Annotated in this window: 10 protein-coding genes and 3 pseudogenes; 4 read left to right on the forward strand and 9 right to left on the reverse strand. The window is 59.9% G+C overall.

Going from position 1 to position 16145, the window contains the following annotated elements; genetic code table 11:
* Nucleotides 1–45: 45 nt before the first annotated feature.
* The 3 genes from lysS (at nt 46) to NMB96_RS16115 (ending at nt 5010) form a co-directional block, all read left to right on the forward strand.
* Entirely contained in the window at nt 46–1563 is a 1518-nt protein-coding gene (gene lysS, locus NMB96_RS16105) for a lysine--tRNA ligase (protein WP_023903853.1), read from the forward strand.
* Nucleotides 1564–1701: 138 nt separating this feature from the next.
* A complete protein-coding gene (gene rpfG / locus NMB96_RS16110) occupies nt 1702–2838 on the forward strand; it encodes a cyclic di-GMP phosphodiesterase response regulator RpfG (RefSeq protein WP_006451240.1) in 1137 nt (378 codons plus the stop codon).
* Between the two features lie 3 nt (nt 2839–2841).
* Nucleotides 2842–5010, forward strand: a complete 2169-nt coding sequence (locus NMB96_RS16115; RefSeq protein WP_023903854.1) for an ATP-binding protein — start codon at nt 2842–2844, stop codon at nt 5008–5010.
* A 57-nt stretch (nt 5011–5067) separates the two neighbouring features.
* On the opposite strand, the gene NMB96_RS16120 is transcribed toward NMB96_RS16115, so the two are convergent.
* The 9 genes and pseudogenes from NMB96_RS16120 to rpfB all read right to left on the reverse strand — a co-directional run bounded on the left by NMB96_RS16120 (nt 5068) and on the right by rpfB (nt 15540).
* On the reverse strand, nt 5068–5934 hold the full coding sequence (locus NMB96_RS16120) for a crotonase/enoyl-CoA hydratase family protein (protein ID WP_023903855.1): 867 nt from the start codon (nt 5932–5934) through the stop codon (nt 5068–5070).
* Nucleotides 5935–6114: 180 nt separating this feature from the next.
* Nucleotides 6115–6314: pseudogene (locus tag NMB96_RS23555) on the reverse strand (long-chain-fatty-acid--CoA ligase); the annotation flags it as partial.
* Nucleotides 6315–6385: 71 nt separating this feature from the next.
* Nucleotides 6386–7126, reverse strand: a complete 741-nt coding sequence (locus tag NMB96_RS16125; RefSeq protein ID WP_255085266.1) for a hypothetical protein — start codon at nt 7124–7126, stop codon at nt 6386–6388.
* Nucleotides 7062–7925 (reverse strand): annotated as a pseudogene (locus NMB96_RS16130) (hypothetical protein); the annotation flags it as partial. The gene NMB96_RS16125 and the pseudogene NMB96_RS16130, both read right to left, overlap by 65 nt.
* Nucleotides 7926–7937: 12 nt before the next feature.
* A protein-coding gene (locus NMB96_RS16135; RefSeq protein ID WP_095574585.1) for an IS5 family transposase occupies nt 7938–8701 on the reverse strand; the annotation gives its coding sequence in 2 pieces (ribosomal slippage) (nt 7938–8386 and nt 8386–8701; 765 coding nt in all).
* A 46-nt stretch (nt 8702–8747) separates the two neighbouring features.
* Nucleotides 8748–11537, reverse strand: a pseudogene (locus NMB96_RS16140) (hypothetical protein); the annotation flags it as partial.
* A 302-nt stretch (nt 11538–11839) separates the two neighbouring features.
* Complete coding sequence (locus tag NMB96_RS16145; protein ID WP_023903858.1) at nt 11840–12484, reverse strand: DUF1629 domain-containing protein; 645 nt, start codon at nt 12482–12484, stop codon at nt 11840–11842.
* A gap of 229 nt (nt 12485–12713) precedes the next feature.
* The gene (locus NMB96_RS16150) at nt 12714–13694 is read right to left on the reverse strand and encodes an IS5 family transposase (protein WP_183086593.1); all 981 of its coding nucleotides are present in this window, start codon (nt 13692–13694) and stop codon (nt 12714–12716) included.
* Between the two features lie 163 nt (nt 13695–13857).
* Entirely contained in the window at nt 13858–15540 is a 1683-nt protein-coding gene (gene rpfB, locus NMB96_RS16155) for a fatty acyl-CoA ligase RpfB (RefSeq protein ID WP_255085267.1), read from the reverse strand.
* 97 nt (nt 15541–15637) lie between these two features.
* Here rpfB and NMB96_RS16160 point away from each other — a divergent pair, with 97 nt between their 5' ends.
* Nucleotides 15638–16087 carry a nuclear transport factor 2 family protein gene (locus tag NMB96_RS16160; protein ID WP_255085268.1) on the forward strand — a complete coding sequence of 150 codons (450 nt, stop codon included), beginning with the start codon at nt 15638–15640 and terminating at the stop codon, nt 16085–16087.
* The last annotated feature ends 58 nt before the right edge of the window (nt 16088–16145 follow it).

Here is a 16145-nt window from a genome sequence, read left to right on the forward strand (position 1 = left end):
TCCCCACCGGGCACGCGCCCGACCCATAGCAGATCGATTCCCGCCATGACCGAGCAGACCCCCGCGCCGCAGATCCCCGCCGACGAGAACAGCCTCATCGCCGAGCGTCGCGCGAAACTGGGCGCGTTGCGCAGCCAGGGCATCGCCTATCCCAACGATTTCGTGCGCGAACAGTTCGCCGGCGACCTGCAGGCCGAATTCGCCGATGCCGAGACCTGGACCCCCGAGGCGCTTGAAGCGAGCGGCCGCACGGTCAAGATGGCCGGCCGCCTGATGGCCAAGCGGGTGATGGGCAAGGCGAGTTTTGCGCAGATCCAGGACGAATCCGGGCGCGTGCAGCTGTTTCTGCAGGGCAATGTGCTCGGCGATGCCTACACCGCGTTCAAGGGCTGGGACGTTGGCGACATCGTGGCGGTGGAGGGCGGGTTGACCCGCACCAAGACCGGCGAGCTGTCGGTCAAGGCCACTGCGTTGCGCCTGCTGACCAAGTCGCTGCGCCCGCTGCCGGACAAGTGGCACGGCCTGTCGGACGTGGAGCAGCGCTACCGGCAGCGCTATGTCGATCTGATCGTGACCCCGGAAGCGCGCGAGGTCTTCATCAAGCGCTCCAAGATCATCCGCGCCATGCGCGCCTGGCTGGACGCGCGGCGTTTCCTGGAAGTGGAAACGCCGATGATGCATTACATCCCCGGTGGCGCCACCGCCAAGCCGTTCACCACCCACCACAACGCGCTGGATCTGGATCTGTACCTGCGCGTGGCGCCGGAGCTGTATCTCAAGCGGCTGGTGGTCGGTGGGCTGGAGCGCGTCTACGAGATTAACCGCAATTTCCGCAACGAAGGCGTGTCGACCCGGCACAACCCCGAGTTCACCATGCTCGAACTCTACGAGGCCTATGCCACGTACCACGAGATCATGGACCTGACCGAGCAGGTGATCCGCGATACCGCGCAGTCGGTACTGGGCACCACCCAGGTGAACTGGGATGGCGCCGACATCGACCTGGCGCCGGCTTTCCGGCGCTGGCGCATGGATGAGGCCGTTCGCCATCACAATCCGGACATCAGCGCGGCCGATTGCACCGATCGCGATGCGCTGCTGCGCCATTGCGAGCGCCTGAAGATCAAGGTCAAGCCGTCGTACGGCTGGGGCAAGCTGCTGCTGGAAATCTTCGAAGCCACCGTGGAGCACACCTTGGTGCAGCCGACCTTCATTACCGACCATCCGGTCGAAGTATCGCCGCTGGCGCGTTCCAGCGACACCGAGCCGGGGTACACCGATCGCTTCGAGCTTTTCATCAACGGCAAGGAACTGGCCAACGGCTTCTCCGAGCTCAATGACCCCGAAGACCAGGCCGCGCGCTTCCAGGCGCAGGTGCAGGCCAAGGATGGTGGCGACGACGAAGCGATGCATTACGACGCCGATTACATCCGTGCGTTGGAGTACGGCATGGCGCCGACCGGAGGTCTGGGCATCGGCATCGACCGGCTGGTGATGCTGCTGACCGGCAGCACCTCGATCCGCGATGTGCTGCTGTTCCCGTATATGCGTCCGGAAGCCTGATGCGCTGCGCCGTCGGGTCGCCGACGGCACAGATACTGCATATGCTTGAGCGGAGCCCCGAATGGCGTATCGTCGGGGGAGTCGGCAGTACCGTCGGCGTTATCGCTTTCCCGTTCTCGAGACAGAGGAGCAACGGCTATGCAGGATGTTTTAGGGAATCCGGTCGGTGTATCGTCGACGGATACATGGGGAAGCTGGTCGGAAAAGGCGGATCTGGGATTGAACATCGTTATTGTCGATGACCAGATGTCTGCGCGGACGATGCTGCGTCACGTCATCGAAGACATCGCACCGGAGTTGAAGGTCTATGACTTCGGTGACCCGCTCGACGCGCTCGCCTGGTGCGAAGCCGGACGCGTGGATCTGCTGCTGCTCGACTATCGCATGCCGGGCATGGACGGCCTGGAGTTCGCACGCCGGCTACGGCGGCTGCCAAGCCATCGCGATATTCCGATCATCCTGATCACCATCGTCGGTGACGAACCGATTCGTCAGGCCGCACTGGAAGCCGGCGTGATCGACTTCCTGGTCAAGCCGATCCGCCCGCGCGAACTGCGCGCGCGCTGCGCCAATTTGCTGCAGCTGCGTCAGCAGAGCGAAAGCGTCAAGCAACGCGCGCTGTCGCTGGAACAGCGCCTGCTGGCCAGCATGAACGAGGTCGAAGAGCGCGAACGCGAAACCTTGTCGCGGCTGGCGCGCGCCATCGAGTACCGCGATTCGGGGACCAGCGCGTTCCTGGAGCGCATGTCGCATGTGGCCGGCCTGATCGCCGAGCAACTCGGCCTGTCGGAAGAAGAGGTGCGCATCATCGAGATGGCCGCACCGCTGCACGACATGGGCAAGATCGCCATTCCCGATTCGGTGCTGCTCAAGCCGGGCAAGCTCACCGACGACGAGATGAGCATCATGAAGCGGCATCCGCGCATCGGCTACGAGCTGCTCAGCGGCAGCCAGAACCGCTTCATCCAGGTCGGCGCCCTGATCGCGCTACGTCACCACGAACGCTACGACGGCACCGGCTACCCGGACGGACTGGTGGGCGAGGCGATTCCGCTGGAAGCGCGCATCGTGGCGGTGGCCGACGTCTTCGACGCCCTGCTGTCGCCGCGCCCGTACAAGGAGGCCTGGACCATGGACGCTGCGCTTGCGTATCTGTACGCCCAACGCGGCCGCCTGTTCGACCCGCGTTGCGTGGATGCGCTGCTACGCGGCCGCGCGCAGCTGGATCAGATCTGCGGGGAGTTCTCGACCGCATCGGCACGACCCGGGGTATAGGTGATGAATCCGTTCGGAAGGATCCGGCAGCGGCTGACGAATCGTCCTGACAGCGAACATGGTCAGGCAATGATCCGTATTGCCATGGTTGCTTTGATTCTTGTCTACGAGGTGCTCTTCGCCGGTCGCTGGGCATTGCCGGCAACGCAGCTGTTCTACGTAGTCGGCCTGACGCTCCTCAGCCAGGCGCTGGCATTGATGATCTTTAGTTGGATTATCTGGAAGCCACAGCGCTCACATCCGCGTCGGGTCATCGGCATGTTGGCTGACTACGGTCTGATGTCGATGGCAATGAGTGCGATCGGCGAACCGATGGCTTGCATCTACGTCGTCGTGATGTGGGTGACTATCGGTAACGGCCTGCGCTTCGGTAGCAAGTATCTGTATCTAGCTGTTGCCATGGCGATGGTGAGTTTCGGCATCACGTTATTGACCAATGACTACTGGGGACGCAATTTTGGTCTGGGGGTCGGTCTTTGGCTCGGTCTTGCGGCGATTCCGTTGTATCTATCCGGCCTGCTCAACAAGCTCACCCGAGCTATGGCGGAAGCGCGTCGCGCCAGTGAAGCCAAAAGTCGCTTCCTGGCCAACATGAGTCATGAATTCCGTACTCCGCTCAACGGCCTTTCCGGCATGACGGAAGTCTTGGCAACTACCCGTTTGGATGCAGAACAGCGGGAGTGCCTGAGTACCATTCAAGCATCCGCTCGTAGCTTGCTTTCGTTGGTTGAGGAAGTCCTTGATATCTCTGCAATTGAAGCAGGTAAAGTTCGGGTCGAACATCGCGAATTCGCGCTCCGGGGTTTGTTCGGCACTATCGATCTGATCCTGCAGCCACAAGCTAAGGCCAAAGGGATCGAATACGCCGTGGTCATTGCACCGGATGTGCCTGATTTGCTCAAGGGCGATGCAGGACATCTTCGACAGATATTGCTTAATTTGGCGGGCAATGCGGTCAAATTCACTGACCGAGGCCATGTCGATGTGAACATCGGGGTAGTCGCGCGTCCTGCTGCAAATAAGGTGCGCCTGCGTGTTGACCTGATCGATAGTGGAATCGGCGTGCCGGTCGATATGCAGCCGCGTTTGTTCGAGGCATTCGAGCAAGCAGACAATGGGCTAGCGCGACGTTTCGAGGGCAGTGGCCTTGGTACTACTATTGCCAAAGGCCTGGTCGAATCGATGGGTGGCGAGATCGGCTTTGAAGAGAACCCAAGCGGCGGCAGCCATTTCTGGTTTGAATTGCCTTTCGAATATGTGGTTGAATCCAATGCGCTCGCAAAGAAGCAAGGTAGTACGACGCTCGAGAATGGCGATGCCGGAAACGTTATTGCCTTCGCTGACCCGTTTCTGCGTCACCGGGCACGCGTGCGCTCGATGCAGATTCTGGTGGCAGACGATCACGCTGCCAACCGCATGGTCTTGCAACGCCTTCTACAGAAGGCTGGCCATAAGGTGACATGCGTCAATGGAGGCGAGCATGTCCTGGATACGCTTGCCGAGGCCGATTTCGACGCAGCCATCGTCGACTTGCATATGCCGGGTGTCAGTGGTCTGGATTTGTTAAAACACTTGCGTGTGATGCAGGCAGGAAACCAACCCAGAACGCCGGTTGTCGTATTGAGTGCGGATGTGACGCCTGAAGCGATTCGCAGTTGTGAGCAGGCAGGTGCCTATGCATTCCTTGCCAAGCCAATTGTCGCGGTGAAGTTGTTGGACACGCTCGCCGAAATTGCAACACAAGACAAATTTACGCGGGTCAGCTTTGCACCTCTACGCATCGGATCGGCGCCGGATGGTGTTCTTGATGGCACTGTGCTCGATGAGTTGGCCTCTCTTGGAATGGGCAAGAACTTCGAGAAGGAGTTCATCCGTCAGTGCTTGATTGATGCAGAATCGTGCATCGTCGCAATGTCAGGTGATGCCCAAGCCTCGGACTGGGAGCGACTGCGTGAGCATGCCCATGCGACGAAAGGGGTCGCCAGCAATCTTGGACTGGTGGTGTTGGCAGAGCAGGGTGGTGAGCTGATGGGTATGTCCGATGCGCAGATCAAGTCGGAATGGCAGATGCACGTCAATCAGCTACAGCACAATTTGCAGTTGGGCCGTGCTGCACTTGAGTCACGCGCAAAAGAGCGGTTCGAGAAGGACTCGGACGAAGACGCGTCCTGACCAGAAGCCCGGCAGTAAGCCGGGCCTGATTCCCCTTGCGGCATGCTGTCATGCTAATCAGGCAATTCCCTTTGCAGCTCGGCGCGTCTGCGCTTTCACCAGTCGATCCATCGTCTTGAGGGATTTTTCTCCCAATTCCAGTGCGGCCTCCACCCATACCTGCGTCACTGCCAACAGCTCTTCATGCGTGACCGGATTGCATAGCCGCCTTGCGCGATTCATTGCCAAATACGACTGAGGCGCGCGCTGCTGCCTTGTAAGTAATTCATGGGTTGCCTGGATACCTTGTCCGCGCGGGACTAGCATATCCACGACGCCCATGGCGTGCATTTCTTCGCTGCTGTAGACGCGTCCGTCGAGAATGATCCGTTCTGCCAATTGGGGCGATACGCGTCTAGATAGGAACGAGTACGCGCCCATGCCCGGAAACAATCCGAACAATATTTCGGGCAATCCCATGCCTATGCCTTCCTCTGCAACAATCATGTGGCAAGACAATGCCATCTCCAGACCACCGCCCAGTGCATCTCCCTGCAGAAGCGCAATAGTTCTGAAGTCGCCTGCCAAGCCCTGATGAAACTGGAAGACACCACGTACGCAACTCTGCGCATATCGCATTAGACCCTGTCGGTCACGTGCGCGAATCATGTGGCCGAATAAATCCAGGTCTCCACCGAGGTTGAATGCATTTGCGTCAGAGGCGAGGACGAGGCTTTGCAAGCAGCCAGGCTCACGCTTTGACGGATGAGAAAGCGCGTCCAGGTAGGCGTGCATTTCCGTCATCAACTGCGGACGGAAGCATGGCCTTACACCGGTTGATGCATCGGCATGCATAAATAGCCAATGGCCTTTATCCGCGTGACTGGACTGCGTGCGAATCGTGGAGTGATCGGTTTGAAGCTGTAGTTTTTCGATCATGCTCATGAGCTTTTCTCGAGGAGGTCGCCGGCGGATTATGTGGCGCAGCGGGCGGTGCGGGCTCCACAAACGGATCCTACACCGGCGCTATCTGTCTGAACGCAAAGGGCTTTCCCATTGTTGGGAGAGCCTTCCGGTATGAATCTTCAGCAGGTTCTTGGCTTCTGCGCCAAGTCATGTCTGTGATTACTGCTTGGGCGCATCCCGCAATCCGCGACGCAGGATCTTGCCAACGTTGGCTTTCGGCAGTTTCTAGCGGAATTCGATCGCTCGCGGCTGCTTATAGCCGCTCAGGTAGCGCATGCATGCGTCTTGAAGTCGGCAGCGGTCTGCCGTGCCTTTCTTCACGATGACTACCTTACGATCTCCCAGGGTTTTTCGTCTGGTTGGTCCGGACAGAACAGGGACTGTCACCTTGCGCGCAATCATCCGCAGATCGACCTGTCCTGGTAAGCCGTTACTGTGGGTTTGGCTTGCGCAGTGAAATCACCCGATACTGGCCACTATCACCGTAGCGGGTGGCTTTTTTCTCGAAAGTGGCGCAGAGCCGGTCTTTGCCGCACGCAATCAGATCGGCGCGTACAACGCGATCCAAATAGGCGATCTCCGCACGACGCTGTTTGGCTTCGGCAAAAACCGGCAGGGCGCCTTTGACCGTATAGCCCACAGCACCCACGCACATGACGGTTCCAACGATCACCGTAATGAAGCCGATCCACATGCGTCGCGCGGCTGTTGTTTCCAGGGATTGCTGCGCCTGCGCATAGCGCTGGGTGGCCTGCTGAAGCGTCTGCTCCGCATTTGCCATCTTCTTGTTGAATCGCTCGGCCACCGGCTCCAGCGTCTGCGTCAGCGCCTGATTGCTCAATTGCGTCAGCCGGGGAAGCGCATTCTCCACCACCCGATTGACGCGCTGATCGGCGTTTTTGACCGCGATCTGAAGCAGCTGCAGCTGCTCCCGGACTAGATCTTCCAGTGCGTGCTCTCGCCGCTGCAGCGCCCCGATCACCGCTGCCATCGCCTGGATCGATTCTTTCATTGCGCGTTCCGAGCCGTTGGCATCGGGCAGCTCTGAGGTGTTCTGCATGTCCATAGTGTTCTCTTGATGATTCAAGTCGCTGCACGTGTTCCGGCTATCCACCACCGCCTCCACCTCCACCGCCACCGCCACCGCCGTCTCCGCCACCACCGCCGTCACCCTGTGGCCCGCTTTGCATCGCGGGATTGTTGGCAAACTGCGGCAGCGTCATCACCATCACCGGGCCACGGCTGGTCTGTACCTCTGTCGAAACGTCCATGCCCAGCGCTTGGCGTGTGGTCACCTCTTCCTGCGCTTCTTGCTGCGCCTTGGCTTCCAGATGCTCGCGGCCCTGCTGTGCGAGGGCATTGCTATGCGCGCTGTTGGCAACCCGGCTCAATGCCTGTTCGATCGCAAGATCGTTCTTGGAATCGAGGGCGTACAGCAGATCATCCACATCGGGGTCGCCGGTGATGTTCTTGCGCGTAGTCGGTGGCCGATCGTCCTGCTCGCCAGCCGCTTGCCCAACAGCGGTACCGGCATTACCTTGCGGCGCAACGCGTGTCGGTGCGAGCGCCGGTTGTCTCAACGCAGAGGGGCCATCCGGATCATACCCGTCGCGAAGTTCCAACTCGGTAAACGGCTGCTCACCACGCTCCACACGTACTTGCCGCGCTTCTGCGACGCGAGTTTCTGTTTCCAGATCCTGTTCGAGTTGGATGCGCAGCTCACGCATGGAGCGCGTTATTTCCGCCCAGGAGTCCGGATCTGCGGGCACAGCAGTGGCAGGAGGATCCTGCTCATTTGCCTGGGACACAGAAGGTGGCTGGCGCTCATCCGCTGCGTCTTCGCGGATGTCGACGGAGCCGCCAGCGGTAGGCATTTCTAGCGATAGCCCTGTCGCTTGCACAGGGTGTGCGGACAACAGCAACGCTGTGGGGGTATCCGGTGCTTCCAGTGCTGGGGCCTGTGGTGTCCGAGTTAGGGCCTGTTAACACATCCGAAGCCCATCAACGACTAGGACGAAGCTGAGGAATCCAAGGAACATGACATCTAGCTTCTCGAAGCGCGAGAAAATCCGGCGGTAGCCTTTCAAGCGACGGAACAGTCTCTCTACTTCGTTGCGCCGCTTGTACATCTCCCGGTTGTATTCCCAAGGCTCGACCCGATTGGATTTCGGTGGAACCACCGGAACGAAGCCAAGATCGAGCGCCAACTGGCGGGTTTCGTTGCCTTCATAAGCACGGTCCATCAACAAATGAATCGGCCGCTCCACTGGCCCGAGGTGTTCAAGCAACGCGCGGCCTGCAGGTGCGTCATGCACGTTGCCAGGCGTCAATCCAAAGGTGATGGCTGTTCGAGCATCTGCGGCAACCATATGAATCTTGGTGTTCCATCCACCGCGGGACTTGCCGACGGCCTGCGGGCCGTTTTTTTTAATGCACCCGTGCCATCGGGATGGACCTTGACGCTGGTGGAGTCCAGCGAGACTGCTTCGATTTTGATGCGCACGATCTGGGACTTCTGCAATTGGGCGAACATCCGGTCCAGCACACCCGCCTTGGCCCAACGGTTCATGCGTGTGTAGACCGTATGCCAGTTGCCAAAGCGCTTGGGTAGGCCGCGCCATTTGCAGCCATGCTCGGCAACGTAAAGGATGGCGTTGACCACTTGCAGGTTGGTCATGCTGACATTGCCGCGCTGCGCCGGCAGGCAGTGTTCGATCAGAGAAAATTGTGCTGGCGTGATCTCCATGCTCAATAGTTTAATCGCTCGGGCCATTAGTGTTAACAGGCCCTAGTTGATCGTCGGTGCGTTCTGAGGGGACTGTTGTGGCGAGCGATGGCTCGGAGTGTGGGTTGGCCAGTTGGGCCAAGTCCGCTTGCATTGGCTCCTCACGCTGTTGTGCAGATGCATCGTGATGAGCGTCCGAGGCTTGCACATTGGGCGGCTGTGGGCCGCTGCGCGGGTCCGCAACCTGCTGCAGATCTGTCGGCGATGTGCGCGCGATCGCAGCGCGCTGCGCTGTCTGTTGATGGGCTTCGTGCGAGCGCTCTTCTTGCGGGTGTTGGCCTTGCGCCTGCTGCTGCGCTAAGTCTGTTACATGCGCCTGCCCACGTTCTGCCTGCTGCTCCTGAGAGAGTTGCGCGCCGTCGTTCTGATTAGAACGCTGTTCCATTTCACGCTGCTGCGTGTCCTGAGCATGGAGCGAGTAAGGATCGCGCGATAATGTGCCCTCCTTGCGTTCCTGTTCGAGTTGTAGAGCCGCTTGGGCGTGTAGCGGCTGTTGCTCGGGATGTTGAGCATCCTGCGCTTGGTGGTGCTCCTCTTGGTTTTGCTGGGCATCCTGGGCCAGGCTTGTCTCCTGTTCCCGCTGCTGCGTTTCCTGAGTGTGCTGCTGTGCTTGTTCGTGCCGTTGGTTGTCGTGTGCCTGACGCTGGATTTGCTCGCGTTGCTGTACCTCCTGTGTCTGATGCTCTCGCTGTTCTAACTGCTGCGATTCTTGCTGCTGAAGTTCCTGCACTGCATGCGCCTGCAGCGCCTGGGTGGCTCGCGCTCGATCCTCGTGTGAGGTCTGCTCCTGCAGCGCATGCGCGCGCGTCTGCGCAAGTTGCTGGTCTTGCGTCTGGCGTTCCTGCTGGTCACGCTCCTGACGCGCCTGTACTGCACTGGCTGCCTGCATTCGCACCTGCATATCCATAACCAGTTGCGGGCTGGACGATGCGTTGGAGCCAGATGTGCCGCTATCTGCCGATCCATCGGATGGGCGCGACGTAGAGGCTAGCTGTTTTGCGGATGCGGCTGGTTGCTGCCGTGCTTGCACCTCCTGCAGCGCCTGGCGGATTTCCTCTGTGCTGGTGAGTGCTGCAACACGCTCCACACCATCGTGACCGCGCTGCAGATGCGCAATGGGGCTATCGGCGCCGAACTGGCCGCCCGGCCCGCGCTGCAGCTGCATTGCGCCATCGCCAACGAGTCCCTCTGACTCACGCGTGCGCTGCGTCGCGAGCTCGATCGCTTCGCGCCACTGCGGTTGCAACTCCGTGCCGACGATGCGATAGCGGTAGAGCGTCTGCTCGCGCTGCAACTCCTGCGGCGACGGAGGCGATTGCTGAATGGCGGCAATCGCCTGGGCTTGCTCCGCAAGCGCGGGCTGCAGCATCGCGCGCGTCGTCTCCAGTTCCAGCACGCGGTTGCCATCGGGCGGGGCGCCGTTGGTGGTCCACTGACCATCGATATTGCGGTAGTAGCGCTGGCCGTTGGAGGCAGTCAACGCATCCGGATCGGGCAACATCTGCTGCACCGCTGGCGACATCGGCAGCCCATCGGCCGCCCAGCCGCTGCGGTGATAGGCCAGCTCATAACGCGCAGCGATCGCGCCTGGGCTGTTGGCGATGTTGCGGGCGATGACGGCGTGCGCCTGCGCATCCAGTTCCGCCGCGCGTGGCGGCAAGGCAGTTTCTTGCACGTAGCTGCCGCGATCGTTGGCCCCAGTGATGTCGGTCTTGACCTGGCGATGCCATTGGCCGTTTGCCGCATCGCGTGTCCAGTCGGCGCTGCTCAGGCTAGGGCGATCTGTGGCGTTGGCTGGCTGGCGATAGGGATCAGCAGGCGAGTGCGCATCTTTGAGTGCCAGCGCGGCAGCGGCATTGGTGGCCTGGTAGTTCAACTCGCGGGCTTTGTCGTAGCTGGCGACGATTGGCGTGGCGGTGGGGTTATTCACGCCGTCGCGCGTGGTGTCGGCCATCCCGTCGCGCGTCCAGGCCGTGCCGTTGAACGACCACTGCACGCCGGTGCGATCGGTCTGCTGATAAATGGCCCGGTTGTCGAGTAACTCGGCGGCCTTCTCACCGGCCTTGCTCATGAAATACGCATCGGCCGCGATCAGCACCATCGGCCCGGCGCCTGAACTTCCCAGCGCGTAGGCAGCGGTGGTACCGCCGGCCCAGCCACCGACATTGCGGCCTGCGAAATGCACCAGCTCCGACTGCGCGGCGAGCGGATTGTCCTGGCCGAGGAACTGCGTGGCGCGTTGACCTGTGATGGCCGTATCGACTGCCGTGGAGAGCAAGCCTGCGCCGCGCAGTGTCTGGCCAGCCGATAGGTCGCCTGCCAGCAACTCCGCAGTGGCGAAGCCGCGTTGGCCGAAGGGAATGCGGAGTGGTCGTACTGCTTCTTCTCCGAGTACGTTTTCGACCTGCAGGATGCTTTGGTCGGAGAGCGTTAGGCGACCGTTTGCATGGGCTTGGGCGATAGCTTGAGAAAGCGAATTTCTTCCAATCTCTGGGTCACCACCTTTAGTGAGGTTGTTGCTCGATTGCCCTACGTATTGAAGCGTAGAGATGACGCGCTGCTCGGAGTGGACGATTGATGACCAGCCAAGCTCGGGTCTTTGCAACGTTGGAACTGCATCGATCTGAGATGCAAGCCTCTCGTCATAGCTCAGCACGCCCTTGAAAAACGCATTGATGCCAGGCCGCATGTCGTCTGCAACCTGGCCGATTGGCGCATTGGTGTAGAGGTCCGCATTAACTAAGCCAACCCTCATCGTATCGATCAGGCGATCAACCTTCGGGGTAATTCTCGTGATGGCATCCGGATCGCCTGCTACAGCTAATTGGCCGTCTACGGTCTGCGATAGACGTCTCAATCGAGCTATGGAACCGTCTTGGTAATCTCTTATCGGTCCACCGCTATGAGGGGATATCCCAAGCGCTTGTGCAAGCGCTGGATCACTTGGCATATAAATCAGGTTGCGTTGCGCATCGATATTGAAGGCATCAGCCTCCTGAAGAACGCCAAGTAGTCTGCTGTTTCGTAGCGTTTGCCTTTCAGCAATATGGTGTTCTTGAAAAATTGTGCGTGCAGGCATGGCGAGAGGTCTCTACGCAGTCAAGCATCTTTCCAATTCGAAGAATCTCTAAGCCAAAGTCCGTCGGAATTTCCATTCATTCCTATTCCTGCTTTCCTCACGGCATCCTTCATGGTTTCGTCAAGAAATACGCAGTCACCCGAATATTTAAGACTGAATACATGTGCTTCCTTCACGGCATCATTTCTGAACGCCAATCTTGCGCCGCCAGTGAAGTCATAAAATTTTCCTTCTACGAACTCGTCGCTAACCTCGATTTCAACTTCTGATCGCTCTTCGTCAAGTGCATCCAGAACTCGCACGACATCGCACAGAAAATAGCGAGGTCCCTTGCTGCCATCCTCCATCCGGAAATCGCACTCAACAAAGGCAAAGCCCTCTGGATCAACCGTGGAGAACACTTGGTGCAGCCGCTCGGATATCAGCCAATAACCACTAAATCCTGCCTCCAGATCCCTGGGCATGACGCCCTTTTTTGGATCAAAAACCAAGCGCGGAACTTCCGTCAGAGGCGGAAATCCTCCGTCATTTGGCCTCAAGATCAGCCTTGGAGGCGTGAGCAGCTGTTTTACATTTTCGAACACGACCCCGGGCTGAGGACCAGACTCAAGGTCAGGCATCAGAAAATAGAAGTTGCTCTTCTTCGGCGTGTTTTGAACTGTCATCAGGATTTTTCCGCTCCGGTCATAGGGCGTGATGTCTCGCGTCCTTCTGCGGTTATTTAGCATGAGCCATTGAGTGAAGCAAAGGAGGCAGAGGACGTATTCGACTTTGTCTAAGGATGGTCTGATCAACGGCATCGGAGGATGAGCCTAACCACATCGACCAGGCTGACGGCGCTCAGATCCTCGATTTTTTTGCCGTTTCCGGCGCGTTTGCAGGGTGTTGCCCGGGTTACAGGCGCACGTTCCCCATCGTCGGCAGTAACTGCTTTCGCTTCATCCACAGGTTCGATAGCGCAAACAAGGTCAGCACCTGCGCGGTGTTCTTGGCCAGGCCGCGATAGCGGACCTTGGTGTAGCCGAACTGGCGCTTGATCACCCGGAATGGATGCTCCACCTTCGCGCGCACGCTGGCCTTGAAGTGTTCCCAACGTCTTTCCCGAGCACGCTCGCGTTTGTTGCCGAGGGCTTGCATCGTCGAGGGCCTGGCGGCGATGAAGAATGCAGCCTTGCAGGCCTGCAGTTCTTCGCGTTTGTCCGCACCGGTGTAGCCGCTATCGCCGAACACGCTGTCTTCTTTGCCATGCAGCAACGTGTGCATCACCGTGACATCGGCGACGTTGGCGGCTGTGCAATGGACGTGGTGCACCAACCCGGAAAATTCATCCACGCCGATGTGCGCCTTCATCCCGAAATACCACTGATTGCCCTTCTTGGTCTGATGCATCTCAGGGTCGCGCGCGTTGTCGGCATTCTTGGTCGAACTGGGCGCCGCGATCAGCGTCGCATCGACGATCGTGCCCGACCGCAGGCTCTGGCCCTTGCGCGCCAGATGCGCGTTGACCGCTTCCAGCATCCGCGCGGCAAGGCCATGGGTCTCCAGCAGGCGCCGAAAGTTGAGAATCGTGGTCTCGTCCGGAACGTTGTCCAAGCCACCGAGCTGGGCAAACCGCCGCAAGGTCGGGATCTCGTGCAGTGCTTCTTCCATCGCCGGATCGCTCAGCGCATACCACTGCTGCAGCAGATGAATCCGCAACATCGTCGCCAGTGCGTACGGCTGCCGACCTGGCCGGCCCGATACCGGATAGTGCGGCGCGATCAGACCGAGCAGTTGCTGCCACGGAACCACCTGCTCCATCTCGGCCAGAAAGATCTCGCGCCGGGTCTGCTTGCGCTTGCCCAGGCCCTCAGCGTCACCGAACGTCAGTTGCATGGATCACTCCTCAACATCAGGCGGGTAGTGTCGCGTATCTGTGGTGCGTTGTTCAGAGGTTCCCTAATGCCGGACGCCAAACGTAGACGCCCGCAAGGCCTTGCGGCATTGCGGGCGTCGAGTGACGGCCGGATGGCCGTCGATCTGCGCTGGCGCAGGTGGATTACTGCTTGGGCGCATCCCGCAATTCGCGGCGCAGGATCTTGCCGACGTTGGTTTTCGGCAATTCCTTGCGGAATTCGATCACGCGCGGCTGCTTGTAGCCGGTCAGGTTGGCGCGGCAATGCGCCTTCACGGCGTCGGCAGTCAGGGCAGGGTCCTTCTTGACGATGACGGCCTTGACGATCTCGCCGGACTTCTCGTCCGGCACGCCCACGGCGGCCACTTCCAGTACGCCTGGCATCTCGGCGATCACGTCTTCGATCTCGTTCGGATACACGTTGAAACCGGAGACCAGAATCATGTCTTTCTTGCGATCGACGATGTAGACGAAGCCTTGTTCGTCCATGCGGGCGATGTCGCCGGTGTGCAGCCAGCCCTCGGCGTCCATGACCTTGGCGGTTTCTTCGGGTTTCTTCCAATAGCCCTTCATCACCTGCGGGCCCTTGATGCACAGCTCGCCGATCTCGCCCTGCGGCAGCACCGCGCCGGCGTCGTCCTTGATGCAGGCATCGGTGGACGGTATCGGCAGGCCGATCGAGCCGTTGTAGTCCTTCAGATCCATGGGGTTGATGCAGGCGGCCGGCGAGGTCTCGGTCAGGCCGTAGGCCTCGACCAGGGTCAGGCCGGTGACCTTCTTCCAGCGTTCGGCGACCGAGCGTTGCACCGCCATGCCGCCGCCGAGGGACATCTTGAGCGAGGAGAAATCGACCTGATCGAAACCGGGCGTATTGAGCAGGCCGTTGAACAGCGTGTTGACGCCGGTGAAGGCAGTGAAGCGGGTCTTCTTCAATTCCTTGACGAAGCCGGGCATGTCGCGCGGGTTGCTGATCAGGTGGTTGCAGCCGCCGATCTTCATGAAGACCAGCCCGTTCGCCGTCAGTGCGAAGATGTGATACAGCGGCAGTGCGGTGATCACCACCTCGTGGCCTTCTTCCAGCTTTCCGGTACTGGCAAGCCACTGGTGGGCCTGCTGCATATTGGCGACCAGGTTGCGGTGGGTGAGCATCGCGCCCTTGGCCACGCCGGTGGTGCCGCCGGTGTATTGCAGGAAGGCGATGTCGTCGGACTCGATCTGCAGCGTCGGAACTTTGTGTTTGCGGCCCAGCGCGAGCGCGTCGCGGAAACGGATCGCGCCCTTGAGGCGATACTCCGGCACCAGCTTCTTGACGTACTTGACGACGAAGTTGACCACCGCCGCTTTCGGGAAGCCGAGCATGTCGCCCAGGCCGGTGGTGATCACCTGCTTGACCGGGGTATCGGCGATGACCTGCTGCACGGTGGTGCCGAAGTTATCGATGACCACCAGCACGCTGGCACCGGAGTCGATCAGCTGATGCTTCAGCTCGCGCGGGGTGTACAGCGGATTGACATTGACCACGGTCAGGCCGGCACGCAGGATGCCGAACGTGGCGACCGGGTACTGCAGGCAGTTGGGCATCATCAAAGCGACGCGATCGCCTTTTTTCAACTGCAATTCGCCAAGCAGATAGGCGGCAAATTGCTCGACCAGCTGATCGGCTTCGCGGTAAGTGATGGTCTTGCCGAAGCTGTGATACGCGGGGCGATCGGCGAAGCGCGCGACCGACGTGGCGAACACTTCCGCAACGGTGCGGAACTGATCAAGATCGATCTCGGCGGCGACGCCGGCCGGATAACTCTGTAACCAAGGACGTGCCTGATTCATCTGCCCCCCTCCAGGGTGTTCGGTGCGTGACGCGGTGTGTTCCACGGCACGACTGCAAGTGGCAGCATACCGTCATGCATGTAAAAGGCGAAGTGTGATGCAGGGCATTATTCAACTGCGATGGCGATATTGGCTCGCCGTACTGTGCATGCTTGCGCTGATCGGTTGCGCGCGGCCTGCGCCGGAACAACGTTTGCGTTCGACGCTGGAGCAACTGCATCAGGCGATCGAAGCACGCGATATCGGTGATGCGGTGGCGCCGGTGGCCGAGGATTTTATCGGCGAACAAGGATTGGACGTAGCCGGTCTGCGGCGATTGATGCAGCTGCAGATGCTGGGCAATCAAAAGATCGGCGTGACCCTGGGGCCGGTGGATGTGCAACTGCGCGGTGACACCGCAAGCGTGCGTTTCACTGCATTGCTGACCGGTGGCAGCGGGCGCTGGCTACCCGAGCAGGCGCAGACGTATCAGGTCACCACCGGCTGGCGATTGCAGGGCGGCGACTGGCAGCTGTATCACGCGCAGTGGGAGCCGACCGGGCGTTGAGCGCTCGCCTGAAACGACACTCCCGCCAAGCGGCGGGAGTGTCGTTGAACGTGTAAAG

The organism is Xanthomonas hortorum (assembly GCF_024339125.1).
Lineage (GTDB): Bacteria > Pseudomonadota > Gammaproteobacteria > Xanthomonadales > Xanthomonadaceae > Xanthomonas > Xanthomonas hortorum.